The sequence below is a fragment of the Mesorhizobium sp. M1334 genome, from assembly GCF_040317995.1.
GTDB lineage: Bacteria > Pseudomonadota > Alphaproteobacteria > Rhizobiales > Rhizobiaceae > Mesorhizobium.
Window position 1 is genome coordinate 335,799 of record NZ_JAMYLM010000004.1, and the last position, 26,582, is coordinate 362,380.

Genomic DNA, 26,582 nt, shown 5'->3' on the forward strand with positions numbered 1-26,582 from the left:
ACCCGCAGTATGCCTCAGCCTTTCGCCGTGCGCTTGGTCTTCTTCGGATCGTCGAACGGAAGCGGCTCGGCGGTTGCGCTGATGGCGCCGCTCTTGTTGCGGATCTCGAGCCGGGTGCCCTGGACCGCGCAGTCGACGTCGAGCCGGGCAATGCCCATCGATTTCCTGACCAGCGGCGAATACATGGCGCAGGTCACCACGCCGACCTTCTTGCCGTCGCGATAGACCGGCGCGCCCTCGTCGGCCGGCTCCCTGCCTTCGAGCAGCACACCGAATATCTTGAAGCGCTCCTTGCCCTTGAGGCGGTAGTGCTCCTCGGCGCCGCGAAAGCCCGTCTTGCCGGGGCTGACGGTGAAGTCGAGACCAAGCTCCCACAGCGTGTCGCCGGGCCCCTCATTCTCGAACGGATATTTCTGCGAATTGTCGTAGGGGTAAAACAACAGGTAGCTCTCGACGCGCAGCATGTCGAGCGTGGTGAAGCGGCACGGGATAATGCCGGCGCTCTTGCCCTCGTCGAGGATCCTGTCCCAGATCGTTCCGGCGTCCTGGCCACGGCAGAAGATCTCGTAGCCGCGCTCGCCGGTGTAGCCGGTGCGCGAGATCATCACCGGAAAGCCGAACAACTGCGTCTGCATGTGGTGGAAATAGTTGAGGTCGCGAATGCCGGGCACATGCTTTGCCAGATAGTCCACGGCTAGCGGCCCCTGCAGCGAAAGGTCGTGCAGATTGTCGTCGAAGCGTAGCGACACGTCGCGACCGACGGAAGCGCGCTGCAGCTCTTCATGGCCGGTGCCCGAGCCATGCACGACCATCCAGGAATTCGGGCCGGTGCGGTAGAGGATGCAGTCGTCGGTGAACTTGCCGGCCTCGTTGAGCATGCAGGCATAGGCCGACTTGCCGGGACAGATCTTTTCGACGTCGCGCGTCGTCGCCAGGTCGATCAGGTGCGAGGCGTGCGGCCCGGCGATGTGGACCTTCTTCAAGCCGGACACGTCCATCAGGCCGGCCTTGGTGCGGATGGCGATATACTCTTCGTCGGCGTCCTTGTCGTAGGTCCAGGCGGTACCCATGCCGCTCCAGTCCTCGAGCTTCGAGCCGAGCGCGCGATGGCGGTCCGCAAGCGTCGAAAATCTCCAGGATGCCGTCATCCGCTGTCCTCCGTTCGAAAGAAAACTTTTTGCTTTCCCCTGCTCCCTGCACACAGGCGGGAGCGTTGCCTTGAATATTGATCGCAAACGCCGGGAGCCTGCAATACCCGTAAGCAAATAATTTCATTGTCAGGCAAATCTGGCGAGCTCAAACAAACGGTTAACGTCGCGTAAAATCGTCTTGACAATTCCAGAATTCGGCCGGATTTTATGAAAAAAATTTCACTCTCTTGAAAGAGGGCAATGACCGGCCAGTCCGGACCGGCGTTGAAAAAGGGGAAAGCCGATGTCCGACCTGCAACAGCGCGTGGAAGCGTTGTATCGTTCCGACGTGCGTGGATCCATGCTCCTGATCGTCTGCCTGTGGGCGACGATTCTCTTCGTCCTGTTCATGACATGGCCATACATCCCCGATGCCGGCATCAAGCTCGTCGTCGCGGTCGCCGCGGCCGCCGTGCTGATCTTCAACACGGCCGCGATCCTGGCGATGGTCAACCACTACAAGGAAGACAAGGACTTCATTTACGGCCTCGACATCAAGAATGCCGACGCCTACCGCAACCGCAAGTCCTGAGGGGGAGACGCATGGCCCGCTATACACCGCCCGAACAGAGCAAGGCCGGACAGGTTTTCGATATCGCCGTCGTCGTGGTCGCGATTTTCGTCGCGCTGTGGCTGCCGCTGAAACTAGGCCTGGCAGGGGCGGCAAAATCCATCGACGCGCTCGACGCCAAGACGTGGGAGGCGCTCGGCCAGAACCCGACCATGGCCTCGATCTGGGAAAAGCTCGGTTACACGCCGGAAACCGCGCACGACATCATCCAGAACCGGTTCCACTACATCATCGACTGGCCGACGCTGATCATCATGGCTGCGGTGCTGATCGGCTATTTCATTTTTCTGTTCCGCGCATCGGACCGCGAATACCGCGACGTCATCAACGAAAAATTCGACGACAAATAAATCAGGGAAGCATCGTCATGTGGGTGGCACTCTCTTACGCATGCTGGGGCATCTCGATCGTGCTCGCGCTGTGGATGCTCTACGACTGGTTCAAGATCGACACGACCTATTCCGAAGAGATGCTGACCTCGTCCAGGGAAGGCGAGCTTGAAGCCGTGTCCGAAAAACACCGGATCTGAGTGGGGGATTGAACGATGACGATCACGGCTGAACCAGCGGTGCAAGTGCAAGGCGACAGGGTTTCACTGCTCAGGGTGCTCGGCCCCGCCCATGTCTGGGCGCTCGGTGTCGGCATCGTTCTGGTCGGCGAGTTCACCGGCTGGAATTTCGCGGCGGACAAAGGCGGCGCGCTGGCGGCGCTGATCGTCTGCTGGATCGTCGGACTGCTCTACACGTCGGTCGCGATGATCGATTCCGAAGTCACCTCGACGGTTGCCGCCGCCGGCGGCCAATATGCCCAGGCCAAGCACATTGTCGGGCCGCTGATGGCCTTCAACGTCGCGCTTTTCCTGGTCTTTGCCTATACCATGCTCGAAGTGTCGGACGCGATCCTGCTCGGCGACACCATCGTCGCCAAGGCCGGCGTCGAGGGCCTCAACCACAATTCCTTCATCGCCGCCACCATCGTCGTGCTGGCATGGCTGAACTATCGCGGCGTGCTGATGACGCTCAACGTCAATTTCGTCATCACCGCCATCGCCTATGTCTCGATCGTCATCCTGTTCTTCTCGGTCAGCCCGTGGACCCAAGGCGCCGTGCTGAAGCTCAACGAGCTGGTCACCCCCGGCAACGCCCTGCCCTATGGCTGGATCGGCGTCATCGCCGCCTTCCAGTTCGGCATCTGGTACTATCTCGGCATCGAGGGCACCACGCAGGCCGCCGAGGAAGTTCGCTCGCCGGCGCGCTCGCTGCCTTACGGCACGATGGCCGGCATGATCACGCTTCTGATCGCGGCCGCGATGACCTGGTATGTCTGCGCCTCGCTGATGCCCTGGGAATATCTCGGCATCACCTATTATCCGCTGTGGGATGCAGGCAAACTGACCGGCAGTGCGCTGCTGGAGAACCTGTTGTTCATCGCGACGCTGCTTGCGGCACTTGCCTCCGCCAATGGCTGCATCAACGATGCCGCGCGCGCCTGGTTCTCGCTCGGCCGCGACCGCTATCTGCCGACCTGGTTCTCGGCGGTGCATCCGAAATACCGCACGCCCTATCGCTCGATCCTGTTCCTGCTGCCGATCGCGCTCGCCTTTGCCTTCATCGCCGACCTCAACCAGGCGATCACCTTCTCGATCCTGTCGGGCGTGCTGCAATACACCTTCATGAGCATCAACATCATCATGTTCAGGAAGAAGTGGCCGCTCGGCTCGATCCGCCGCGGCTACACCCATCCGTTCCATCCGCTGCCGGCGATCGTCTTGTTCTGCCTTTGCGTGGTCACCTTCTTTGCGATCTTCCTCGGCTTCGGCTCGCAGCTGATCGCCATGGTCGCCTTCTACTTCCTGATCTCGCTGTGGTTCCACTTCTACCGCTACAAATTCGTACGCCGTGGTGCCCAGTTCACCATGCCGTGGCCGAAGCCGCAGGGGTACTGACGGCGCGCCGGTCTGGGCGGGCATTTGCGTGACGAGGTGCGCTAGGTGATCTCAGCATTGCTCGCCGGGGCGGTTGCCCTGGCTCTCGTCCTCCACATAGCCTGGCTTGCGCGCGCCAGCCGCGCCAAGGCTTCGACTGCGCTTGCCGCCGACGAAGCGGGGCTTCGCGATATCATCCCCGACGTGGCAAACATCTCGGACGGCGCCGCCGGAGTCGTCACCTTCGCCGGCTCGTGGAACGGCCGGCGGGTGCAGGTGCGGACCATCGTCGACACGCTGGCGATAAGGAAGCTGCCGGCGCGCTGGCTGAGCGTTTCGATCACCGAAAAGGTCGCGGTGCCAGGCACTTTCGACATGATGATGCGGCCGGGATCGCCGACGACGTTTTCCAATTTCGATCATCTCGTCCAGACACTGCCGAAGGCCGCCGGATTTCCAGCCGAGGCGGTGCTGCGGAGCGACCGCAAGGGCGTGCGCTTCCCCGAAGCCGTCATCGCCGACCACCTCGATATCTTTGCCGAGGAACGCGCCAAGGAACTGCTGATCACACCAAACGGCGTGCGCATCGTCTGGCTGCTGGCCGAGGCCGAGCGGGCGCGCTACGGCGTCTTCCGGCAAGCCGAATTCGGCACGGTCAGGCTCGATCCGGGGCTGATCGAGAGGCTGCTGTCGTCGGCTTCGGCGCTGCGCGATGCCATCAATCAAAGCGAACGGCAGGCGGCATGACCAGCCAGATCACCACCTCCCCCGCACCACCGAGCCCCTATCTGGTTCTGGGCGCTGCGATCGTTTTGCCGGCGAGCGGGCATGTCGTGCTCGGCGTGCCGGTGCGCGGTCTGCAATTCCTGTTCTTCGTGGTGGTCCTGGCCTGGGTCACCGCCAAGATCGCGCCGCCCGATGCCAGCTTCATCGGCCGCCATGCCGGCGGCGTCCTGATCTATGCCCTGTCGATCCTGGATGCCTACAAGATCGCCCGCATCCGCTATGCCAAATGGGTTCACAATGGCGGCCAGCGTAGCGATAGTGCGGCCGACGGCGCCTCAACCGATATATAACGACAGGAAAATTTTTTTCATACCAATTGAATTCCCGGGACTCATTCGATACATCTCGGAGGAACAAACTCGCGGAGCCTGACATGTGCGGAATCGTCGGACTGTTTTTGAAGGACAAGTCGCTCGAGCCCCAGCTTGGCGCGATGCTGTCGGAGATGCTGATCTCGCTCAGCGATCGCGGTCCCGACAGCGCCGGCATCGCCATCTATGGCGCGCCCTCCAGTGAAGCCAAGATCACCATCCAGTCGGCCAAACCGGAGCGCGATTTCCGCGGCCTCGACGCCGAACTCGCAAAGGCAGTCGGCGCGCCGGTGAGCATTGCTGCGAAGTCGACGCATGCCGTGGTCCGGACGATGCCTGCCAAGATCGACGAAGCGCGCGAGGCGATCCAGACGCTGCGCCCCGACATCCGCATCATGGGCGCCGGCGACGTCGTGGAGATCTACAAGGAAGTCGGCTTGCCGGAAGCGGTCGTCGACCGTTTCGGCGTCCGCGAGATGACCGGCACACACGGCATCGGCCATACCCGCATGGCGACCGAATCGGCGGTGACGACGATGGGCGCGCATCCCTTCTCGACCGGCGCCGACCAGTGCCTGGTGCATAATGGCTCGCTGTCCAACCACAACAATGTCCGCCGCGAACTGATCCGTGAAGGCATGACGTTCGAGACCGAGAACGACACCGAGGTCGCTGCCGCCTATCTCTCCTCGCAGATGGCGCATGGCAAGAACCTCGGCGAGGCGCTGGAAGGCACGCTGAGCGATCTCGACGGCTTTTTCACCTTCGTCGTCGGCACCAAGAACGGCTTCGGCGTGGTGCGCGACCCCATAGCCTGCAAACCCGCCGTGATGGCCGAAACCGACCAGTATGTCGCCTTCGGCTCGGAATATCGTGCGCTCACCAAACTGCCCGGCATAGACAATGCGAAAGTCTGGGAACCCGAGCCCGCAACTGTCTATTTCTGGGAGCATTGAGCTGATGCCGGCAATCAACCTTTCCAAGGCGGCGCGTGAGCCGGGCCAGGCATCGCGGGTCTTCGACCTGGCCGAAATGTCGCTGCGCGAGCTCAACCAGGCGCTGCACGATCTGGCGCCCGGTTCGAACGAGACCGCCTGGGAGGTGCTCCACCCGCGAGGCAGCCATTCGGTCGCCGTCGGCGTCGACCAACCGGTCGCCATCGATGTGCGCGGCAGCGTCGGCTATTATTGCGGCGGCATGAACGACGGCGGCACCATCACCGTGCATGGCTCGGCCGGGCCCGGCGTCGGCGAAAACATGATGTCGGGCCAGATCGTCGTCAAAGGCGATGCCAGCCAGTATGCCGGCGCCACCGGCCGCGGCGGGCTGCTCGTCATCGAAGGCAACGCGTCATCGCGTTGCGGCATTTCGATGAAAGGCATCGACATCGTCGTCCATGGCAATATCGGCCACATGTCGGCCTTCATGGCGCAGTCCGGCAATCTGGTGGTGCTGGGCGATGCCGGCGATGCGCTCGGCGATTCCATCTACGAGGCGCGGCTTTTCGTGCGCGGCAAGGTCGAAAGCCTCGGCGCCGACTGCATCGCCAAGGAGATGCGGCCCGAGCATCTCGAATTGCTGCAAGGCTTGCTCGACCGCGCCGGCGTGACCGGCGTCAAGGCGGCGGAGTTCAAGCGTTATGGCTCGGCTCGTACCCTCTACAATTTCAATATCGACAACGCCGACGCGTATTGAGGCTCAATGACCTATCGCAACCCGCCGACGACGCCGCGCAAATCCGCGACCTTCGACGACTACACGCTTTCCGAGATCCGCCGCGCCGCGGCGACCGGCATCTATGACATCCGCGGCGCCGGCGCCAAGCGCAAGCTGCCGCATTTCGACGACCTTCTGTTCCTCGGTGCTTCGATCTCGCGCTATCCGCTCGAAGGCTATCGCGAGCGCTGCGACACCAGCGTCGTGCTCGGCTCGCGCTACGCGAAAAAACCGATCGAACTGAAAATCCCGATCACTATTGCCGGCATGAGCTTTGGCTCGCTGTCCGGCCCGGCGAAGGAAGCGCTCGGCCGTGGCGCGACGCTGTCCGGCACCTCGACGACGACCGGCGACGGCGGCATGACCGAGGAAGAGCGCGGCCATTCGAAGACACTGGTCTACCAGCATCTGCCGTCGCGCTACGGCATGAACCCGCGCGATCTGCGCCGTGCCGACGCGATCGAGGTTGTCGTCGGCCAGGGCGCCAAGCCAGGCGGCGGCGGCATGCTGCTCGGCCAGAAGATCTCCGACCGCGTCGCGGAAATGCGCACGCTGCCGAAAGGCATCGACCAGCGCTCGGCCTCGCGCCACCCCGACTGGACCGGGCCGGACGATCTCGAGATCAAGATCCTGGAACTGCGCGAAATCACCGACTGGGAAAAGCCGATCTACGTCAAGGTCGGCGGCGCCCGGCCCTATTACGACACCGCGCTTGCGGTGAAGGCAGGCGCCGACGTCGTCGTCGTCGACGGCATGCAGGGCGGCACCGCGGCAACCCAGGAAGTGTTCATCGAGAACGTCGGCCAGCCGACGCTTGCCTGCATCAGGCCGGCGGTGCAGGCGCTGCAGGACCTCGGCATGCACCGCAAGGTGCAGCTGATCGTCTCGGGCGGCATACGCAACGGCGCCGACGTCGCCAAGGCGCTGGCGCTCGGCGTCGACGCGGTGTCGATCGGCACGGCAGCGCTTGTCGCGCTCGGTGACAATGATCCGCGCTGGGAGGCGGAATACAACGAGCTCGGCACCACCGCCGGCGCCTATGACGACTGGCATGAGGGACGCGACCCGGCCGGCATCACCACGCAGGATCCCGAGCTAATGAAACGGGTCGATCCGATTGCGGCCGGACGACGGCTGGCGAATTATCTTAAGGTGATGACACTTGAGGCTCAGACAATCGCCCGCGCCTGCGGCAAGAATAGCCTGCACAATCTCGAGCCCGAGGATCTTGTGGCCTTGACGATCGAAGCCGCAGCCATGGCCGGCGTGCCGCTGGCCGGCACCAATTGGATACCGGGCAAGAACGGCTTCTAAAACAAACCAAATGCCAGTAAGCGAGGAACTATAATGGGGAACGATCTCGCCGCCTTCGCCAAGGAAAAGGGCGTCAAATATTTCATGATATCCTACACCGACCTGTTCGGTGGGCAACGCGCCAAGCTGGTGCCGGCGCAGGCGATCGCCGACATGCAGCGGGACGGTGCCGGCTTTGCCGGCTTTGCCACCTGGCTCGACCTGACGCCGGCGCATCCCGACATGCTGGCGGTGCCGGATCCGGCCTCGGTGATCCAGTTGCCTTGGAAGCCGGAGGTCGCCTGGGTTGCCGCCAACTGCATCATGGACGACAAATCGGTCGAGCAGGCGCCGCGCAACACGCTGAAGCGGTTGATCGCCGAGGCCGCTGGCGACGGCATGCACATCAAGACCGGCGTCGAGGCCGAATTCTTCCTGATCTCGCCGGATGGCAAGACGATTTCCGACGAATACGATACGGCGTCGAAGCCCTGCTACGACCAGCAGGCGGTGATGCGCCGCTACGACGTGATCGCCGAGATCTGCGACCACATGCTGGCGCTCGGCTGGGGCGCCTACCAGAACGACCACGAGGACGCCAACGGCCAGTTCGAGATGAACTGGGCCTTCGACGATGCGCTGGCGACCGCCGACAAACATTCCTTCTTCAAATTCATGGTGAAATCGGTCGCCGAAAAGCACGGCCTGCGCGCAACCTTCATGCCTAAACCCTTCCAGGGCCTGACCGGCAATGGCTGCCATGCGCATATCTCGGTGTGGGACAGGGACGGCAAGACCAATGTCTTTGCCGACAATGCGATGGAGCTCGGCCTGTCGGCAAAGGGCCGGAACTTCCTCGGCGGCATCATGAAACATGCTTCCGCCCTTGCCGCGATCACCAACCCGACGGTCAATTCCTACAAGCGCATCAACGCACCGCGCACCATCTCCGGCGCCACCTGGGCGCCGAACACGGTGACCTGGACCGGCAACAACCGCACCCACATGGTGCGCGTGCCTGGGCCAGGCCGGTTCGAGCTGCGCCTGCCCGACGGCGCGGCAAACCCCTATCTGCTGCAGGCCGTCATCATCGCCGCCGGCCTTGACGGCGTCCGCTCGAAGGCCGATCCCGGCAGGCGCTACGACATCGACATGTACCAGTTCGGCCATACGGTCGAGGGCGCGCCGAAGCTGCCGCTCAACCTGCTCGACGCGTTGCGCGAGTTTGACAACGACAAATCGCTCAAGGCGGCGCTGGGTGAGGAATTCTCGTCGGCCTATCTAAAGCTCAAGCAGCAGGAATGGAATTCCTATGCTTCCCACTTCACCCAGTGGGAGCGCGACCACACGCTCGACATCTGATCCGGATTGTTGCACGCCCGGCGCGAAACAGGTTCATGAAATACTCGATCTTCTCCCTCGCCCGGGCGGCATTTTCCGGCCATAAGAACTGGCAGCGCACCTGGCGCGACGCCACCCCGAAGAGCCACTACGAGGTGGTGGTCATCGGCGGCGGCGGCCATGGCCTGGCGACGGCATGGTTCCTCGCCAGCGAATACGGCATCAGAAATGTCGCCGTGCTGGAAAAAGGCTGGATCGGCTCCGGCAATGCCGGCCGCAACACCACCATCATCCGCTCCAACTACGGGCTGCCCGGCAATACAGGCTTCTACGAGCTTTCGATGAAGCTCTGGGAGCGCATGGAGCAGGACCTCAATTACAACACCATGGTCAGCCAGCGCGGCGTCATCAACCTCTACCACTCCGACGCGCAGCGCGACGCCTATGCGCGGCGCGGCAATACCATGCGCATCAACGGCATCGATGCCGAACTGCTCGACCTCGCCGCAGTCAGGAAGATGATGCCGTTCCTGAACTTCGACAATGCGCGCTTTCCGGTGCAGGGCGGGCTTTTGCAGCGACGCGGCGGCACGGCACGGCACGACGCCGTGGTCTGGGGCTATGCGCATGCGGCGAGCGCGCTCGGCGTCGACATCATCCAGAATTGCGAGGTGACCGGCTTTGTTCGCGACGGCAGCGGCAAGGTGACCGGCGTCGAGACATCGCGCGGCAGGATCGGTGCCGCCAAGGTCGGCATGGCGGTCGCCGGCTCCTCGTCGCGCGTCGCGGCGATGGCCGGCATGCGGCTGCCGATCGAAAGCCATGTGCTGCAGGCCTTCGTCTCCGAGGCGATCAAGCCGCTGATCCCCAATGTCATGACCTTCGGCGCCGGCCATTTCTACGTCAGCCAATCCGACAAGGGCGGGCTGGTCTTCGGCGGCGATATAGACGGCTACAATTCCTACGCCCAGCGCGGAAATCTGCCTGTCATGGAAGACGTCTGCGAAGGCGGCATGGCGCTGATGCCGATGATCGGCCGGATACGGCTTCTGCGTCAGTGGGGCGGCATCATGGACATGTCGATGGACGGCTCGCCGATCATCGACAAGACACCGGTCGACGGGCTCTATCTCAATGCCGGCTGGTGCTATGGCGGCTTCAAGGCGACGCCCGGCTCCGGCCTGGTCTTTGCCCATCTGCTGGCGCGCGACGAGCCGCACAAGGAGGCTGCCCGCTTCCGCCTCGACCGCTTCCGGCGAGGTGCCATGATCGACGAAAAGGGCCAGGGCGCCCAACCGAACCTGCATTGAAGGCTGGCTGAAGAAGCATGCGCATTGTCTGTCCCTTCTGCGGCGAACGCGAACTCGGCGAGTTCACCTATCTGGGCGACGCCAAGCCGACGCGTCCTGCGGCCGGCGCCACCGAAGACGAGGTCTTCGACTATGTCTACCTGCGAGACAACATCGCCGGGCCGATGAGCGAATACTGGTACCATGGCGGCGGCTGCCGGGCCTGGCTGAAGGTCGCCCGCAACACGCTGACGCATGAGATTTCCTCCGTCGAGCCGGCGACCGGCGTTGGTGCAAGGCAGCCCGCCAAATGAATTCTGTCCGGGTCAGCGCTCATAACCCTGCCGGCGGCCCCCTCATCCGGCCGCTTCGCGGCCACCTTCTCCCCGGCGGGGAGAAGAGAAGGAGGCTGCGTGCAAGGCGGCCACAGCGAAGCGGAGGCCGGATGAGCGGCAGCGCGACGCTCCTGCATCAGGCCACAGCGACGGAAGGCGGGCGATCGTGACCTCCAGCCAGCCCTATCGTCTCGTATCAGGCGGTCTCATCGATCGCGCCGCGCCGCTGGGCTTCCGCTTCGACGGCAAGAGCTTTGCCGGCTTCCAAGGCGACACGCTGGCCTCGGCGCTGATCGCCAATGGCGTCAAGCTGGTCGGCCGCTCGTTCAAATACCATCGGCCGCGCGGCATCCTGACCGCTGGTTCGGAGGAGCCCAACGCGCTGGTCGAACTGCGCAGCGGAGCGCGACGCGAGCCCAACACCAAGGCGACCACGGCCGAGCTTTATGACGGTCTGGAAGCGGCCAGCCAGAACCGCTGGCCGTCGCTGCGCCATGATCTGATAGCGGTCAACCAGCTGTTTGCGCCGATCTTCGTCGCCGGCTTTTACTACAAGACCTTCATGTGGCCGGCGAAATTCTGGGAAGCGGTCTACGAGCCGGCGATCCGCCGCGCCGCCGGCCTCGGTCGCGCTGCAAGCGTCGCCGATCCCGACCATTACGACAAGGCGTGGGCGCATTGCGACGTGCTGATTGCCGGGTCCGGCCCGGCCGGGCTGGCTGCGGCACTGGCGGCCGGGCGCGGCGGCGCCCGCGTCATCCTGTGCGAGGAAGATTTCGCGCTTGGCGGCCGCCTGCTTGCCGACGGCGGCACGATCGACGGCGCGCCGGCGGCCGAATGGATTACGCGCACGCTGGCCGAACTCGCCGCACTGCCCGATGTCCGCATTATGAACCGCACGACACTGTTCGGCGTCTATGATGGCGGCACCTATGGCGCGATCGAGCGGGTCAACGACCACCTGCCCTCGCCGCCCGAGCACCAGGTGCGCCAGCGGCTGTGGCGGATCGTAGCCAAGCGCTGCGTCGTTGCCGCCGGCGCCATCGAGCGGCCGATCGTCTTTGCCGGCAACGACACGCCCGGCGTGATGATGGCTTCGGCGATGCGGACCTATGTCGAACGCTATGCGGCAACCCCTGCCACGAGGATCGCGCTGTTCACCAACAATGAGGATGGCTGGCGCACCGTCGAGACCGCGCTTGGCGCCGGATTGCAGATCGCAGCGGTCGTCGATGCACGCCCGGACGTATCTGCCGAACGTCGCGCGCTTGCCGCCAAAGGCGGCTTTGCCGTGCTCAACGGTTTCGTCAGTGGGGTCGAGGGGGGCAAGGACGGGGTCCGGAAAATCGCGGTATCGCTCACCGGTGGGGCGCGCGCCGAGGTCGAAGCCGACGGGCTAGCCGTCTCGGGCGGCTGGAATCCGGCGGTCGGGCTGACCTCCTATCATCGCGGCCGGCCGAAATGGCAGGACGATATCGCAGCCTTCGTGCCGGATGGTGCGCCGCCCGGCATGGTGGCCGTCGGCGCCGCCAACGGCGCCTTCGGTCTAGGCGACTGCCTGCGCCAGGGATTTGCCGCGGGTGCTGCGGCAGCGCAGAGCGCCGGACGAAGCGGCAATGCCGGCACATCGCCGACCGCCGACGAAGAAGCCTTTTCGCTGACCCCGCTCTGGCACGTCGCCGGCAAGGGCAAGGCCTTTGTCGACTACCAGCACGATGTCACCGCGTCCGACATCGAACTGGCGCAGCGCGAAGGTTTTGAATCGGTCGAGCATCTCAAGCGCTACACGACGCTCGGCATGGCCACCGACCAGGGCAAGACCTCGAATGTCGCCGGCCTCGCCATCATGGCTGCGTTGTCAGGCAAGTCCATTCCCGAGACCGGCACGACGATCTACCGCCCGCCCTATGTGCCGGTCGCCATCGGCGCCTTCGCCGGCCATCATCGCGACGAAAACTTCCACGCGACACGACTGACGCCGTCGCACCACTGGGCAGCCGAACAGGGCGCGGTGTTCGTCGACACCGGCCTGTGGAAGCGGGCGCAATGGTATCCGCGCGCCGGCGAAAAGGACTGGCTGGAATCGGTGACGCGCGAGGTCAAGGCGGTGCGCTCAGGCGTCGGCTTCTGCGACGTCTCGACGCTCGGCAAGATCGACGTGCACGGCCCGCATGCCGGCGCCTTCCTCGACCGCGTCTACATCAACACTTTCTCCAATCTTGCCGTCGGAAAAGCCCGCTACGGGCTGATGCTGCGCGAGGACGGCATCGTCTATGACGACGGCACGACGTCGCGGCTCGCCGAGGACCATTATTTCCTGACCACCACCACCGCCAAGGCCGGGCTGGTGATGCAGCATCTTGAATTCTGCCGGCAGGTGCTGTTCCCGGAATTCGACGTGCAGTTGACCTCGGTTTCCGACCAGTGGGCGCAATTCTCGATCGCCGGGCCGAGCGCGCGGGAGTTGCTGAAACAGGTCGTTGATGAATCCGAGGACCTGTCGAACGAAGGTTTCCCCTTCATGGGGGCGCGCGAAGTCGCGTTGCACGGTGGCATCAGAGCGCGGCTGTTCCGCATCTCCTTCTCCGGCGAAATGGCGTTCGAGATTTCGGTTCCCGCCCGCTATGGCGACGCGCTGGTGCGCAATTTGATGCTGGCCGGCAAGCCATTCGGGGTTACGCCCTACGGCACCGAGGCGCTCGGCGTCATGCGCATCGAAAAGGGCCATGTCGCCGGACCGGAGCTGAACGGCACGACGACCGCCGCCGACCTCGGCCTCGGCAAGATGATGTCGACCAAGAAAGACTTCATCGGCCGCGTCATGGCCGGGCGCGAGGCGCTGGTCGCGCCGGACCGCCAGGTCGTCGTCGGCATCAAGCCGGTCGACAAGACGCGCCGCCTGCGTTCCGGCGCGCATATCATCCCGAAGGGCGAGACGCCCGGTCCCGACAATGACCAGGGCTATGTCACCTCGGTCTGCTTTTCGCCGATGCTCGACCAGTGGATCGGGCTTGGGCTGGTCGAGCGCGGCCGCGAGCGCATCGGCGAGATCGTCCATGCGCACGATCCGCTGCGCGGGGAAGATTACGATGTCGAGCTCTGCAGTCCTGTCTTTTACGATCCGGATGGAGGGCGCCAGCGTGGCTGAGTTTTCCTGGATTGCCCGCAGTCCGCTGGAGAAAGCGCTTGTTGTCGGCGGCTACGGCGCGCGCGGCACGGCGGCCGGCGTATCGCTCACCGAGATCCGCAATTTCGACCTGATCCAGGTGATGGCGCGGCGCGGCAAGGCGGCAGAACTGGCGAAGGCTGCCGAAACCCGCTTCGGCGTTGCCGCCCCGAATGCGCCCAACGCGGTCCAAGTTCCCGACGCCACGCTGATCTGGTCGGGACCGGATCAGTTCCTCGTCTTGTCGAAGGGCGGCATTCACGCGATGGAGAAGCTGAGCCAGGCGTTCTCGCAGTCCGCCTCGCTTTCCGATCAGTCGCATGCGCGCGCCCTGATCAGCGTCTCGGGAGGCAAGGCGCGCTCGATGTTGGCGAAATTGTTGTCGCTAGACCTGCACCCGGCGGCGTTCCCGGCCGGCACCGCGGCGGCGACCGCGGTCGATCACACCAGCATCAATCTCTGGCGTGGCAATGACCGGCCGGATGGGCAGGGGGTGTTCAATCTTCTGGTGTTCGCCACCTTCGCGGAAAGCCTGTGGCACACGATGCTCGACGCTGCCGCCGAGTATGGCGTCGAGATCAGCCCCAGCGAGGCGTTGGCATAGCCTTGGCGCGCCTTCCCTTCTCCGCTTGTGGGAGGAGGTGGATCGGCGCGCAGCGCCGAGACGGATGAGGGGTGTTCCAGCGGAGTGAGAGGCTGGCGTTCCCTGGAGCACCCCTCATCCGTCGCCTTCGGCGACACCTTCTTCCACAAGGGGCGAAGGGGGAGCTTGTGCCACCTTCACCTTGCCAAACCCGATCCCCCTGCTATTCTTTCCGCTAAAATAATTTCACACACAGGCAAACTTGTTTCTCGAAACCAGGGTTGAGATGAGCCAGTCGCCCTACCCCGCCGTCGTCGCCGGACCGCCGCGGCCGAGCCTGATCCTGCGGCCAGGCCAGATCGCGCTGCCGGCCGGGATGGAGCGCTACACCGTCCAGGGCAACGGCGCGGTGCTGATCGAGGTCGAGGCCGGCGATACGATCAGCGTGCGCAATGTCGAGGGCGGGCAGGCTTGCGAGCTGCTGGCATGGGACAGCAGCGGCGCGACCGATCCCGGCATTCTCGGAGAGCAATCGAACAGCAATGCTGCCGGCATCAAGGCGATGCTGGCCGAGGGCGACGATAGCCTCGCTTCCTTGCGCCGAGGCCTCGAGCGCCGCGAGGTGCAGCTCGATCAGGCAAAGGCGGTTCGCGTTTTCGGCGGCGCCACCCCTGCCGGTACCGAACAGGCTTTTGCCGTCGCCCGCGACGGTTCAATGCTGATGGCCGCGCCCGGCGGGCCGATGCTGGTCGACGGCCACGATACCGCGACGCCGCTTAGCATCGTCGTCCGGCGCGCCACCATCCGCCCGGCGGCGAAATCCAGGCTCGCCGACCCGCTGGCCGATCCCGTGCTCGATCTGCGCGTCCATTCGGCGACGGCGGAGGCCTACTTCGTCAAGGCGGGCGACTATCTGCAGATCATTGATGTCGACGGGCGCCAATGCACGGATTTCCAGTGCTTTTCGGCGCGCAAGCTGGACAAGGGCCGGGATCATCCGCTCGACGTGACGACGACGCGCACGCTGATGGGCTCGAGCTATCCGATGCCCGGCCTGCATTCGAAATACTACGACCAGGACATGGAGCCGCTGGTCGAGGTGGTCCAGGACACTTGCGGCCGGCACGATGCGTTCGCGCTCGCCTGCGCCGCCAAATATTACGACGACATCGGCTATCCCGGCCATCCCAACTGCTCGGAGAATTTCAACCGCGCGCTGGCCGACAAGGGCGTCACGCCCCGCGCCGGCTGGATGGCGATCAACTTCTTCTTCAACACTGCGATCGACGCGCATGGCGTCGTGGTTTCGGACGAGCCGTGGTCGCGGCCGGGCGACTATGTGCTGCTGCGCGCCTTGACCGACATCGTCTGTGTCTCGTCCGCCTGCCCCGACGACACCACGCCGGCCAATGGCTGGAACCTGACCGACATCCATGTGCGAACCTATTCCGGCCAGCACAAATTCTCGCGAGCGATCGCCAGACGCATGACGCCCGATTCGGAACCGAAAATGACCCGCGAGACCGCCTTTCATTCGAGCTTTGCCAAGCACACCCGCAACTTCGTCGAGTACAAGGGTTATTGGCTGGCCAATTCCTTCGCCAGGCAAGGCCCGATCGACGAATACTGGGCCTGCCGGCAGGACGCCGTGATCATGGACCTGTCGCCGCTGCGCAAGTTCGAGGTCACCGGCCCGGACTCCGAAGCGCTGCTGCAATATACGCTGACCCGCGACATCAAGAAGCTCGGCGTCGGTCAGGTGGTCTACTCCGCCATGTGCTACGAGCACGGCGGCATGATCGACGACGGCACGCTGCTTCGGCTCGGCAAGGATAATTTCCGCTGGGTTGGCGGCGACGATCTATCCGGCGAATGGCTGCGGGAAACGGCGCAAAAACTCGGCCTCACCGTGCTGGTGCGCTCGTCGACCGACCAGATGCACAATGTCGCGGTGCAGGGACCGAAAAGCCGCGACATCCTGCGGCAGATCATCTGGACCTCGCCGCTGCAGCCGTCGATCGACGAGCTTGAGTGGTTCCGTTTCGCGGTCGCCCGCATCGGCGGCGGCAACGGCATTCCCGTCATTGTCTCGCGCACCGGCTACACCGGCGAGCTCGGCTACGAGATCTGGTGCCACCCGCGCGACGCCGAAAAGGTGTTCGAGGCGATCTGGCAGGCCGGCCAGCCGCACGGCCTGAAGCCGATGGGGCTGCAGGCGCTCGATATGGTGCGCATCGAGGCCGGGCTGATCTTTGCCGGCTACGAATTTTCCGACCAAACAGATCCGTTCGAGGCCGGCATCGGCTTCACCGTACCGCTGAAGACCAAGAGCGACGATTTCATCGGCCGCGAGGCGCTGATCCGGCGCAAGGAAAATCCGCAGAGGAAGCTGGTCGGCCTCGACATCGACGCCAATGTCGCCGTCGGCCACGGCGATTGCGTGCACGTCGGCCGCGCCCAGATCGGCGTGGTCACCTCCGGCATGCGCTCGCCGCTGCTGAACAAGACCATCGCTCTGGCCAGGCTTGACGTCGCGCATTCGGCGATCGGCACCGAGGTCGAGATCGGCAAGCTCGACGGCCACAGCAAGCGGCTGCCGGCGCGCGTCGTCGCCTTTGCCCATTACGACCCGCAAAAGACCAGGCCGCGCTCCTGATCGACGCTGCCTGGTTCTTCCCTTCTCCCGTTGCTGTTGTGGGAGAAGGAAGACCGCACCCGTTGGCAGCGCCAACGAAGCTCGACTGTTTCACAAACGCAATGTGCACAGCGTCACAAAGCGCTTGACGTGAAAGCGCGTTGGGTCAATCTTCACTGCTAAGAAAAAAATACTACTGAGCGGAAAACGCCTGGGGCCGTTGAACGTGAGCGTCGATGACGCCTCGCGAGACTGCGGCTGTTGCCTATGGGGAACATCAAAAATGGGGAATCCACGTAAATGAGCACGATAGTCACCACCTTGGTGCCGCCTGCCGAAGGGCAGCTGCACCGGAACATCGATTGGCGCGGCGCCTTCTGGGTCGCAAGCGGCGTTCCGGCCCTTGTCCTGTTTTCGATCGGCGGCATCGCCGGCACTACCGGAACGCTGGCCTTCCTGATCTGGACCGTATCCATGGTCATGGGCTTCCTGCAGTCCTTCACCTATGCGGAAATCGCCGGGCTGTTCCCGAATAAATCCGGCGGTGCCTCGATCTATGGCGCCACCGCATGGCTGCGCTATTCGAAATTCATCGCGCCGCTTTCGGTGTGGTGCAACTGGTTCGCCTGGTCGCCGGTGCTGTCGCTCGGCTGCTCGATCGCCGCCGCCTACATCCTCAACGCACTGGCGCCGGTGCCGCTGTTCACCGACACTTCGCCGGAAGTCGCCGCCTATATTGCGACCCATGCCGGAACCAGCGCCGCTGACGCCATCACCGCGGTCACCGCGGCGGCGACGCCGGCGATCCGCAATTGGACGCTCTACGGTCACACGCTGGGCCCGGTTTCCTTCACCTTCAACGCCACCTTCTTCATCGGCGCGGTGCTGATGCTGATCATCTTCTCGATCCAGCACCGCGGCATCCTGGGCACGGCCAACGTGCAGAAATATATCGGCCTGCTGGTCATCATCCCGATGCTGATCGTCGGCGTGGTGCCGATCGTCACCGGCCAGATCAACTGGGCGAATTTTTCGCCGCTGGTGCCGCTTGCGGCAGCCTATGCGCCGGAGCCCGGCGCATGGAACATCGCCGGCTGGACGCTGGTGCTCGGCGGCATGTTCATCGCGGCATGGTCGACCTACGGTTTCGAGACCGCCGTCTGCTACACCTCCGAATTCAAGAACCCCGGCACCGATACCTTCAAGGCGATCTTCTACTCCGGCCTGTTGTGCATGCTGCTGTTCATCCTGGTGCCATTCACCTTTCAGGGCGTGCTCGGCTTGAACGGCATGCTGGCGACGCCGATCGTCGACGGCTCCGGCGTTGCCGATGCGCTGGCCGGCATGGTCGGCGGCGGACAGCTGATCCACAGCCTGCTGGTCATGCTGATGATCCTGGCGCTGGTGCTCTGCATCATGACGGCGATGGCCGGCTCTTCGCGCACGCTCTACCAAGGTTCGGTCGACGGCTGGCTGCCGCGCTATCTCAGCCACGTCAACGAGCATGGCGCACCGACGCGGGCGATGTGGACCGACCTGGTCTTCAACCTGATCGTGCTGGCCATCGCCTCGGCCGACGCGACAAGCTTCTTCTTCATCCTGGCGGTGTCGAATTGCGGCTACATCATCTTCAACTTCCTTAATCTCAATGCCGGCTGGATCCATCGCATCGACAATGGCCACATCGCGCGGCCCTGGAAGGCGCCGAGCTGGCTGCTCGGCCTCGGCGCGATCTTTGCCTACGTCAACGCGGTCTTCATGGGCGCCGGCGCCAAGGTCTGGAATCCAATGGCATTGTGGGCCGGGCTGATCACCGCGGCCTTGATCATCCCGGTGTTCTGCTTCCGGCATTACATCCAGGACAAGGGCAAATTCCCCGACCACATGCTGGCCGATCTCGGCATGAGCTCGTCCGACCTTACGGTGCGAAAGGCGGGCATGCTGCCCTATCTGACGCTGATCGCCGGCGTCGCGGTGATGCTGCTCGCCAACTGGCTGTTCGTCATCTGAGGCTTGCCTTGAGGGATCGGGTGCGCGATGCGCCCGATCCCCTGCCGGAACATCGAGACGCCCGGCACGTCGATTATTTGAGGCATAGCCCTATTTTGTTCTTGCTTTGTGCCCGCAGCTATGCTACTAAATTGGGTATGGTGCCAATTGGCTCCAAAAGGCCCGCCCCTCCAAGGCGGGTTTTTCGTTTCTGACCCTGTTTGGCGCAGGCTCAATCGATCTTGATGAACACGCCCTTGGTGTTGAGATATTCGTCCAGGTGTTCGGTGCCGCCCTCGCGGCCGTAGCCGCTCATTTTGTAGCCGCCGAAGGGCACGGCCGGATCGATCGCGTGATAGGTGTTGATCCAGACCGAGCCGGCGCGGATCTTGCGCGACAGCTGGTGGGCGGTAGCGAGATTTTGGGTGAAGACCCCTGCCGCCAGGCCGTAGGGCGTGTTGTTGGCCCGCTCGACCGCCTCGTCCAGCGAATCGAAGGGCAAGGCTGAAATCACCGGCCCGAATATCTCCTCGCGGGCGATCTTCATGTCGTCCGAGACTCCGGCAAAGACGGTCGGCGCGACGAAATTGCCGGCGGCAAGCGCGCCTTCCACAAGCCGGGTGCCTCCGGTGACGAGTTTCGCCCCTTCCGCAGTACCGGCCTCGAGGTAACCGGTGACCCGTTGCAACTGCTTTTCGGAGACGAGCGGGCCGATCTCGGTCGCCGGGTCGATGCCGTCGCCGACCCTGAGACCCTTGGCATATGCCGCCAGCCGCTCGACGAACTCGTCATGGACGGCGCGTTCGACAAACAGGCGCGAGCCGGCAATGCAGATCTGGCCGGAATTGGCGAACACCGACATCGCCGCCACCGGTACCGCTTTGTCGAGAGCGGCATCGGCGCAGACGATGACCGGCGACTTGCCGCCGAGCTCCAGCGAGACGCGCTTGAGGTTGCCGGCCGAGGCCCGCACGATCGACTGGCCGGTTGCCGTCGAGCCGGTGAAGACGATCTTGTCGACGCCCATGTGCTCGGCGAGTGCCGCGCCTGCCTCGGCGCCAGTGCCGGTGACGATGTTGACGACGCCTTCCGGGACGCCGGCTTCGTTCATGATGTCGGCGATCAAAAGCGGCGTCAGCGGCGCCTCTTCCGATGGTTTCAGCACGATGGTGCAGCCGGTCGCCAGCGCCGGGCCGATCTTCCAGATCGACGCCGCCGTTGGCGCGTTCCAGGGAATGATGGCGCCGACGACGCCGACCGGCTCCTTGCGGGTGAAAGAGACGATTTCGCCGGGCAGCGAGTTGTCGATGGTCTCGCCGTGCAGCGCCGTCGCCATGCCGGCATAGTAGCGCAGCATGCCGATGACGCGGTTGCGGTTGGCGCGGGTGCGTATGATCGGCATGCCCATGTCGGTGGTGTCGGAGCGGCTGATCTCTTCCCAGTGCTTTTCGAAGAGGTCGGCGATCCTTAGCAGCAGCACCTGCCGCTCATAAGGCTTGAACCGGCTCCATGGCCCCTCGAACGCCTTGCGGGCGGCAGTCACCGCCAAGTCGATGTCCTGGCGGTCGGCGCGCGGCACCGTGGCGATGACCGCGCCGGTGGCGGGATTGCGGCTCTCCATGGTCCGACCGGAGCGGGCATCAACCCAGCCACCGCCGATGAACATCCGGCGATGGCGCCCGTCGATCGGCAGCCGCAGCGGTGCCTTTGTCTGAGCTATGGTCATAACCGTCCTCCTCCGGCGCCTACGCCTGGTGGGCGGATTAAACCGCCGGAGGTCACATTTGCCAACAGCGCTATTCGGCCGCCAGGGCCAGTTGCGGCCTTTCGTTCTTTTCTTCCGTCTCGGCCGGCTGCTCCACCACCTTCTTGGGCTCCCTGCCGAAGAACAGCGCATAGGCTGCCGGCAGGACAAGGATGGTCAGCACCGTGGCGACGAGAATGCCGCCCATCATGGCGTAGGCGAGCGGCCCCCAGAAGACGCCGCGCGAGATCGGGATCAGCGCCAGCACCGCCGTCAGCGCCGTCAGCACGATCGGCCGGAACCGGCGCACCGCCGAGCCGATGATGGCCTCGGAACGCTCCACGCCGGCGGCAATGTCCTGGTCGATCTGATCGACCAGGATGATCGAGTTGCGCATGATGATGCCGAGCAGGGCGATGACACCGAGGATGGCGACGAACCCGAACGGCGCGCCGCTGATCAAAAGTGCCGCGGCCGCGCCGATAATGCCGAGCGGACCGGTCGCCAGCACCAGCATTGCCTTGCCGAAATGCTGCAGCTGGATCATCAGCAGCACGACGATAACGGCCAGCATGATCGGTGCTTTCGCCGCAATCGAGGCCTGGCTTTCGGCCGCATCCTCGGCGCCGCCCTGGATCTCGATCTTGTAGCCGGGGGCGAGGCTGGCGCGCAGGCCCTGCATCTCGCTGTACATTTTCATGGCGACATCGTTCGGCTGCACGCCATCCGGAAGCGTGGCGCGTACACTGATGGTCGGCAGGCGGTCGCGCCGCCATTCGACGCCTTGCTCCAGCACCGGGACGATCTTGGCGACCTGCGACAGCGGCACGGAGCCACCGAAATCGGTCGGGATGTAGACGGAGTCGACCGCCGACAGCAGGTGACGGCTTGCCTCCGGCTCACGGGCGACGATCGAAACCGTCTCCTCGCCGTCGCGGAAGTCGTCGAGCGGCGCTCCCGACATGCTTGCCTGCAGCATCTGGCGGATGCGCTGCGAGGTGACGCCGAGCGCACGAGCACGATCCTGGTCGATCACCAGCTTCATCGCCGGCACCGGCTCCAGCCAGTCGTCGTGAATGGCGCCGAGCAGCGGATTTGCCTGGAACTTCGCCTTCACCTCGTCGGCGATGCGGCGAACCTCCTGGCGATCCGGACCCATGACGCGCATCTGCACCGGCCAGCCGGTCGGCGGACCGAGGAACAGGCGATCGACCTTGGCGCGGATCGACGGGAAATCCTCGGCCAGGATGGTGCGCAGCTTGACGATCAGCCGCTCGCGGGCCGGCTCGTCATTGGCCATCACCAGAAGCTGGGCGAAGTTCGGGTTGCGAAGCTGCTGGTCGAGCGGCAGGAAGAAGCGCGGCGCGCCTTCGCCGATATAGGTGGCGATGAAGCGCTTGTCCTTGTCGTCCATCATCCTGGCTTCGAGCGCCTTGGCCTGGGTCTCGACTTCCTTGATGCTGGTGCCTTCCGGCAGCCAGAGATCGACGAGGATTTCCGGACGCGACGATTGCGGGAAGAAATTCTGCGGAATGAACTGGAACGCCCACAGGCTGGTGGCAAACGTCATCAGCGTCATCACCAGGACGATGATGCGGTGGCGCACCGCCCATGCAACGGTCGAGCGAAGACGGCGGTAGAAGCGCGTGTCGAAGACATCGTGATGGTTGCCGGCGTGCTTGCGCTGCTTCAGGATCATGTGGCCGAGCCACGGCGTGAAATAGACCGCCGCAAACCAGGACACGACCAGCGCGATGCCGACGACGTAAAAAAGGGTGCGCACATATTCGCCCGCGGTCGAGGCAGCGAACCCGACGGGAATGAAGCCGGCCGTCGTGATCAGCGTGCCGGTCAGCATCGGGAAAGCGGTCGAGGAGTAGGCGAAGCTCGCCGCCTCGACCTTGACCAGGCCTTCCTCGAGCTTTCGCTCCATCATTTCGACGACGATCATCGCGTCGTCGACCAAGAGCCCAAGGGCGATGATCAGCGCACCGAGCGAAATGCGCTGCAGGTCGATGCCGAGCTCGTACATGATGGCAAACGTAGCCGCCAGGACCAGCGGAATGACGATCGCGATTACCAGGCCCGAACGCCAGCCGATCGACAGGAACGAAACGAAAAGCACGATCAGGAGCGCTTCGCCGAGCGCTTCCATGAATTCGCTCACCGCCTCTTTCACCACGTGCGGCTGGTCGGAAATCTGATCGACCGCAACGCCATAGGGCAGCGCCTCTTCGAAGCGCTTGTAGGTTGCTTCGACGTCCTTGCCGACGTCGGTGACGTTGAAGCCCTTGGCCATGACGACGCCGAGCTGGACGCTGTCGTGACCGTTGAAACGGTATTTGCGCTGGTACGGATCCTCGAGGCCCGAGGTCACGGTCGCGATGTCGCCAAGGCGCGTCACCTGGTTCCCGGCGCGCAGGCGAAGCTCGCGGATGTCGGCCGCCCTGGTGACATCGCCCTCGACCGAAATGCGCACCGAACGCTGGCCGGTGTCGACCGAACCTGCCGGGTCGACGTTGTTCTGGCCTCGGATCGCATTCTGCAGGTCGGTCAGCGTCAGGCCGCGTTCGGCAAGCGCCTTGGACGAAACGTCGATGTAGAGTTTTTCCGGCTGGTCGCCGATGATCACGGCCTTCTCGACACCGGGCGTCGTCAGCAGCATGTCACGCGCCTGGATGGCGAATTTCTTCAGCTCGGGATAGCTGTAGCCGTCGCCGCTGATCGAATGCAGGGTGATGAAAGTATCGCCGAATTCGTCATTGAAGTAGGGCCCGAGCAGCCCCTGCGGCAGCTCATTGGCGATATCGCCGACCTTCTTGCGCACCTGATAGAAAGCATCGGCGACCTGCGCCGGATTGGTGTCGCCCTTGACCTGCAAGGTGATGATGGCGCTGCCGGCGCGGGTGTAGGAGCGGACAAAATCGAGGTGCGGCGTTTCCTGCAGCTTGCGCTCGATCTTGTTGACGACCTGGTCCTCCATCTCCTTGATCGAGGAGCCTGGCCAGATCGCCTGGACGACCATGACGCGGAAGGTGAAATCGGGGTCTTCCTTCTGGCCCATGCGCATCAGGCCGAGCGCACCGGCGACGATGATCAGCCCGAACAGGAAGCGGGCAATGCTCGGATGGCCGATTGCCCAGCGCGAAAGATTGAAAGACCGCTTTTCATTGGTGTCGATGGTCATCGGCGTCAGTCCGTTTCAATTTGATCAACAGAGCACGTGCTTTCGCATGCCCAAGGAACTTCCGATGTGGGCTTCCGGGCGGCGTGGCTTTCCGAGTTGAGAGATCTACATCGCGGTGGGACGCGAGGATCGACGTGGGGGTTACATCGACCTGAGATCTCGAAAATCGGGGGCGCCTGCCGCCCGGAAACCGTGAATTGCCTGGCCGTCAGCGCAAGCGCCTTGCAGCGTCATCGGCAGACGCCGACTGTTGCGCTGCATCACCGGTCAGCTTGACTTTCAGATTCTCGGTCATGAACTGCGTGCCGGCGGCGACGACCACGTCACCCGGCTTCAGCCCATCGGCGACGCTGACGCCGTCGGGGGTGAAGGCGGCGACCTTGACCGGATGAGCATGGACGGTCCCGCCATTGCGGTCGACGGTCCAGACGATCGATTGGCTGTCCTTTTGCGCCAACGCGGCCAGCGGGATCGACACCAGTTGCTGCCGATTGTCCGCCGCGGCTTCGATGGAGGCTGTCATGCCTAGCAGCACGCGAGGATCGTTGGGCAGGCTGACGCGAACGGCAAAGGTGCGCGACTGCGGATCGGCGCTGCCGGCGACTTCGCGGACCTTGCCGTCGAGCGTCAGCGCCTCGTCGGACCAGAAGCCAGCCTTGACGGTCTTGCCCGGCTTGAATTCGGCGATATCGGTTTCCGGAACAGCGATCAGGACTTCCTTCTCGCCGTCGATGGCAACGGTCACCACCGGCGTGCCGGAGCCGACCACCTGGCCGACATCGGCGGCAACGGCGGTGACGATGCCGTTCTTGTCCGCCTTGAGATCGGTATAGCGGACCTGGTTCTGCGCCTGGGCAAGCTGCGAGCGGGCGGAGTCTCGCGTGGCGACCGCCTGATTATAGGCGAGCGTCGCCTGCTCGAGCTGCGACTTCGGCGCGAAATTCTTGGCGTAGAGCTGTTCGGCCCGCTTGCGCGTAAGCTCGACTGTCTCGACCTGACGGTCGGCAGCATCGAGGCTAGCCTGAGCGCTTCTCACCGAAAGCTCGTAGTCGGTGGGATCGATGCGGGCGAGAACGTCGCCCGGCTTGACGCGGTCACCGATATCGACAAGGCGCTCGGTGATCTTGCCGTTGATGCGAAAGCCGAGATTCATCTCGGTGCGGGCACGCACCGATCCGGAATAGGAAAGCTGACGGGTATCACTCGCCTTGGTGATCTCGACCACCTTGACCGGGCGGATGATCTCGGTGACCTCGGCTTTCTCCTGCGAGCAGCCAGCGAGGCCGAGAGCGGCAACGACAATCAGTGCCAGGCCGGCGGCCGGTCGCCTGTAGGTGATGGACTTGGACAAAGACACTTTTCGTACTCCCGAACTGTGGGGATGAATTGCCGACATCACCGCCCGACGGGCGGCAACGGTCATTTCTTCAAGGCTCTGATGGCAAAGTCGGCAAGCTCGTCCGGCGTTGCCCGGTTCTTCTTGGCGAGGCACTGGGCCACCATCTGCGGATGACAGAGGCTGATAATGGCAGCGCCGAAACACCGGGAAGCGATCACCGGATCCTGATCGACGAACTCGCCGGTAGCGATGCCCTCGCGGATCACTTCCGCGACCAGTTCATGGATGCTGTCGATGTGCTTTTCGATGACGTGCCAGTCGCGCTCAATGGCGACGATGACCATCTCGTGCACCTTCTCCTGGTCGATCATGGTCTCGAGCGTCCACTGATAGTGCGTACGCACGTAGCGGCGGAGCTTTTCGCTAGCGGTGCCGGGGCTATGGCAGGCTTCGTAGGTCAACCGGTAGCAGGTCTCGAGCATACGGCCGCAAACCGCCTGGTGGATTTCGACCTTGGAGGCGAAGAAGCGATAGATGTTGGCGGTCGACATGCCGAGTTCGCGCGCTATGTCGGCGACGTTGGTCTTGCCGTAGCCGTAGTGGCGAAACAATCGCTCCGCGCAATCCAGGATGCGCGTGACATTCTCCTGGCGGGCGGAATCGGCGGTGGTGTCTAGGGTTTCAAGCATCTCGTTGGCCAATTTACGACTGACGAATTTAGAATTTCGTCACTCGTAAATTGAAAAGCGTCACCTGTCAAGGCGCGATTTTGGCCAGCCGCTGCTGCTGATGACAGATGGTGACATTCCTGGACGGAGTTGGCCCATGAAGCGCATGTGATTCTTGTCGGGCGCGGCTGCAACGCCGCCCGTCTTTTCGCGCGAAGGATCTTGAAAAGATGCTTTCCGAAATCGGTCCCGTTTCGGATCAGACGCTAGAGCGTCGGACATTCAGGTTGAATCGCGAAGGATTCCGCTAACGTGGGGTTTGTGATTCACTTCCTTAAGGAGGTGATTTGCCATGCCCAAGCCCTATTCGCTCGATTTGCGTGAACGCGTTGTGCGGTTTGTCGAGGCTGGTCATTCGCGGCGTGCGGCGGCGGCACATTTTGGGGTGTCGGTTTCGTTCGTCGTGATCCTGATGAGGAACTATCGAAAGACCGAGAGCCTGGTGCCCAAGCCGA

The 26,582-nt window shown here is 63.7% G+C and carries 22 protein-coding genes; 17 read left to right on the forward strand and 5 right to left on the reverse strand.

Annotated elements, in window-relative coordinates:
• Positions 1–14: 14 nt before the first annotated feature.
• Positions 15–1,148 carry an aminomethyl transferase family protein gene (locus NKH17_RS11275; protein ID WP_352895962.1) on the reverse strand — a complete coding sequence of 378 codons (1,134 nt, stop codon included), beginning with the start codon at positions 1,146–1,148 and terminating at the stop codon, positions 15–17.
• A gap of 286 nt (positions 1,149–1,434) precedes the next feature.
• Here NKH17_RS11275 and NKH17_RS11280 point away from each other — a divergent pair, with 286 nt between their 5' ends.
• From NKH17_RS11280 to NKH17_RS11355, 16 genes are all read left to right on the forward strand, one after another.
• Positions 1,435–1,722, forward strand: a complete 288-nt coding sequence (locus NKH17_RS11280) for a hypothetical protein (RefSeq protein WP_352476575.1) — start codon at positions 1,435–1,437, stop codon at positions 1,720–1,722.
• Between the two features lie 11 nt (positions 1,723–1,733).
• Entirely contained in the window at positions 1,734–2,111 is a 378-nt protein-coding gene (locus NKH17_RS11285) for a hypothetical protein (protein ID WP_023716770.1), read from the forward strand.
• A gap of 17 nt (positions 2,112–2,128) precedes the next feature.
• Positions 2,129–2,290 carry a hypothetical protein gene (locus NKH17_RS11290; RefSeq protein ID WP_023673991.1) on the forward strand — a complete coding sequence of 54 codons (162 nt, stop codon included), beginning with the start codon at positions 2,129–2,131 and terminating at the stop codon, positions 2,288–2,290.
• Between the two features lie 15 nt (positions 2,291–2,305).
• Complete coding sequence (locus tag NKH17_RS11295) at positions 2,306–3,706, forward strand: APC family permease (protein ID WP_292653875.1); 1,401 nt, start codon at positions 2,306–2,308, stop codon at positions 3,704–3,706.
• Between the two features lie 45 nt (positions 3,707–3,751).
• The gene (locus tag NKH17_RS11300) at positions 3,752–4,432 is read left to right on the forward strand and encodes a hypothetical protein (RefSeq protein WP_352688721.1); all 681 of its coding nucleotides are present in this window, start codon (positions 3,752–3,754) and stop codon (positions 4,430–4,432) included.
• Positions 4,429–4,761 carry a hypothetical protein gene (locus NKH17_RS11305; protein WP_352895967.1) on the forward strand — a complete coding sequence of 111 codons (333 nt, stop codon included), beginning with the start codon at positions 4,429–4,431 and terminating at the stop codon, positions 4,759–4,761. The genes NKH17_RS11300 and NKH17_RS11305 overlap by 4 nt, the downstream gene beginning before the upstream one ends.
• An 83-nt stretch (positions 4,762–4,844) precedes the next feature.
• The gene (locus tag NKH17_RS11310) at positions 4,845–5,738 is read left to right on the forward strand and encodes a class II glutamine amidotransferase (protein ID WP_352895970.1); all 894 of its coding nucleotides are present in this window, start codon (positions 4,845–4,847) and stop codon (positions 5,736–5,738) included.
• Between the two features lie 4 nt (positions 5,739–5,742).
• Complete coding sequence (locus NKH17_RS11315) at positions 5,743–6,477, forward strand: GltB/FmdC/FwdC-like GXGXG domain-containing protein (protein WP_352751110.1); 735 nt, start codon at positions 5,743–5,745, stop codon at positions 6,475–6,477.
• Positions 6,478–6,483: 6 nt separating this feature from the next.
• Entirely contained in the window at positions 6,484–7,812 is a 1,329-nt protein-coding gene (locus NKH17_RS11320) for an FMN-binding glutamate synthase family protein (protein WP_352895973.1), read from the forward strand.
• Positions 7,813–7,845: 33 nt separating this feature from the next.
• The gene (gene glnT, locus NKH17_RS11325) at positions 7,846–9,153 is read left to right on the forward strand and encodes a type III glutamate--ammonia ligase (RefSeq protein ID WP_352476570.1); all 1,308 of its coding nucleotides are present in this window, start codon (positions 7,846–7,848) and stop codon (positions 9,151–9,153) included.
• A 35-nt stretch (positions 9,154–9,188) separates the two neighbouring features.
• Positions 9,189–10,442, forward strand: a complete 1,254-nt coding sequence (locus tag NKH17_RS11330; RefSeq protein WP_352895976.1) for a sarcosine oxidase subunit beta family protein — start codon at positions 9,189–9,191, stop codon at positions 10,440–10,442.
• 17 nt (positions 10,443–10,459) lie between these two features.
• Positions 10,460–10,735: a sarcosine oxidase subunit delta gene (locus NKH17_RS11335; protein ID WP_352476568.1), complete on the forward strand. Its 276-nt coding sequence runs from the start codon at positions 10,460–10,462 to the stop codon at positions 10,733–10,735.
• Between the two features lie 187 nt (positions 10,736–10,922).
• Positions 10,923–13,904 (forward strand): sarcosine oxidase subunit alpha, encoded by a 2,982-nt coding sequence (locus tag NKH17_RS11340; RefSeq protein ID WP_352895978.1) that lies wholly within the window; start codon positions 10,923–10,925, stop codon positions 13,902–13,904.
• The gene (locus NKH17_RS11345) at positions 13,897–14,526 is read left to right on the forward strand and encodes a sarcosine oxidase subunit gamma (RefSeq protein ID WP_352476566.1); all 630 of its coding nucleotides are present in this window, start codon (positions 13,897–13,899) and stop codon (positions 14,524–14,526) included. Before NKH17_RS11340 ends, NKH17_RS11345 begins: the two co-directional genes overlap by 8 nt.
• A gap of 265 nt (positions 14,527–14,791) precedes the next feature.
• Positions 14,792–17,161: a trimethylamine N-oxide demethylase gene (locus NKH17_RS11350; protein ID WP_352895982.1), complete on the forward strand. Its 2,370-nt coding sequence runs from the start codon at positions 14,792–14,794 to the stop codon at positions 17,159–17,161.
• 279 nt (positions 17,162–17,440) lie between these two features.
• Complete coding sequence (locus NKH17_RS11355; RefSeq protein WP_352895985.1) at positions 17,441–19,150, forward strand: trimethylamine N-oxide permease; 1,710 nt, start codon at positions 17,441–17,443, stop codon at positions 19,148–19,150.
• 211 nt (positions 19,151–19,361) lie between these two features.
• On the opposite strand, the gene NKH17_RS11360 is transcribed toward NKH17_RS11355, so the two are convergent.
• From NKH17_RS11360 to NKH17_RS11375, 4 genes are all read right to left on the reverse strand, one after another.
• On the reverse strand, positions 19,362–20,855 hold the full coding sequence (locus tag NKH17_RS11360; RefSeq protein ID WP_352895988.1) for an aldehyde dehydrogenase family protein: 1,494 nt from the start codon (positions 20,853–20,855) through the stop codon (positions 19,362–19,364).
• Positions 20,856–20,925: 70 nt separating this feature from the next.
• On the reverse strand, positions 20,926–24,060 hold the full coding sequence (locus NKH17_RS11365; protein ID WP_352895991.1) for an efflux RND transporter permease subunit: 3,135 nt from the start codon (positions 24,058–24,060) through the stop codon (positions 20,926–20,928).
• A gap of 208 nt (positions 24,061–24,268) precedes the next feature.
• Positions 24,269–25,417 carry an efflux RND transporter periplasmic adaptor subunit gene (locus tag NKH17_RS11370; protein ID WP_352502056.1) on the reverse strand — a complete coding sequence of 383 codons (1,149 nt, stop codon included), beginning with the start codon at positions 25,415–25,417 and terminating at the stop codon, positions 24,269–24,271.
• A gap of 62 nt (positions 25,418–25,479) precedes the next feature.
• Positions 25,480–26,088: a TetR/AcrR family transcriptional regulator gene (locus NKH17_RS11375; protein WP_352895994.1), complete on the reverse strand. Its 609-nt coding sequence runs from the start codon at positions 26,086–26,088 to the stop codon at positions 25,480–25,482.
• A 331-nt stretch (positions 26,089–26,419) separates the two neighbouring features.
• Between NKH17_RS11375 and NKH17_RS11380 the strand changes: the two genes are divergently transcribed.
• Positions 26,420–26,582: helix-turn-helix domain-containing protein (locus NKH17_RS11380; RefSeq protein WP_352970631.1), on the forward strand; the 163-nt coding region annotated here is incomplete at its 3' end.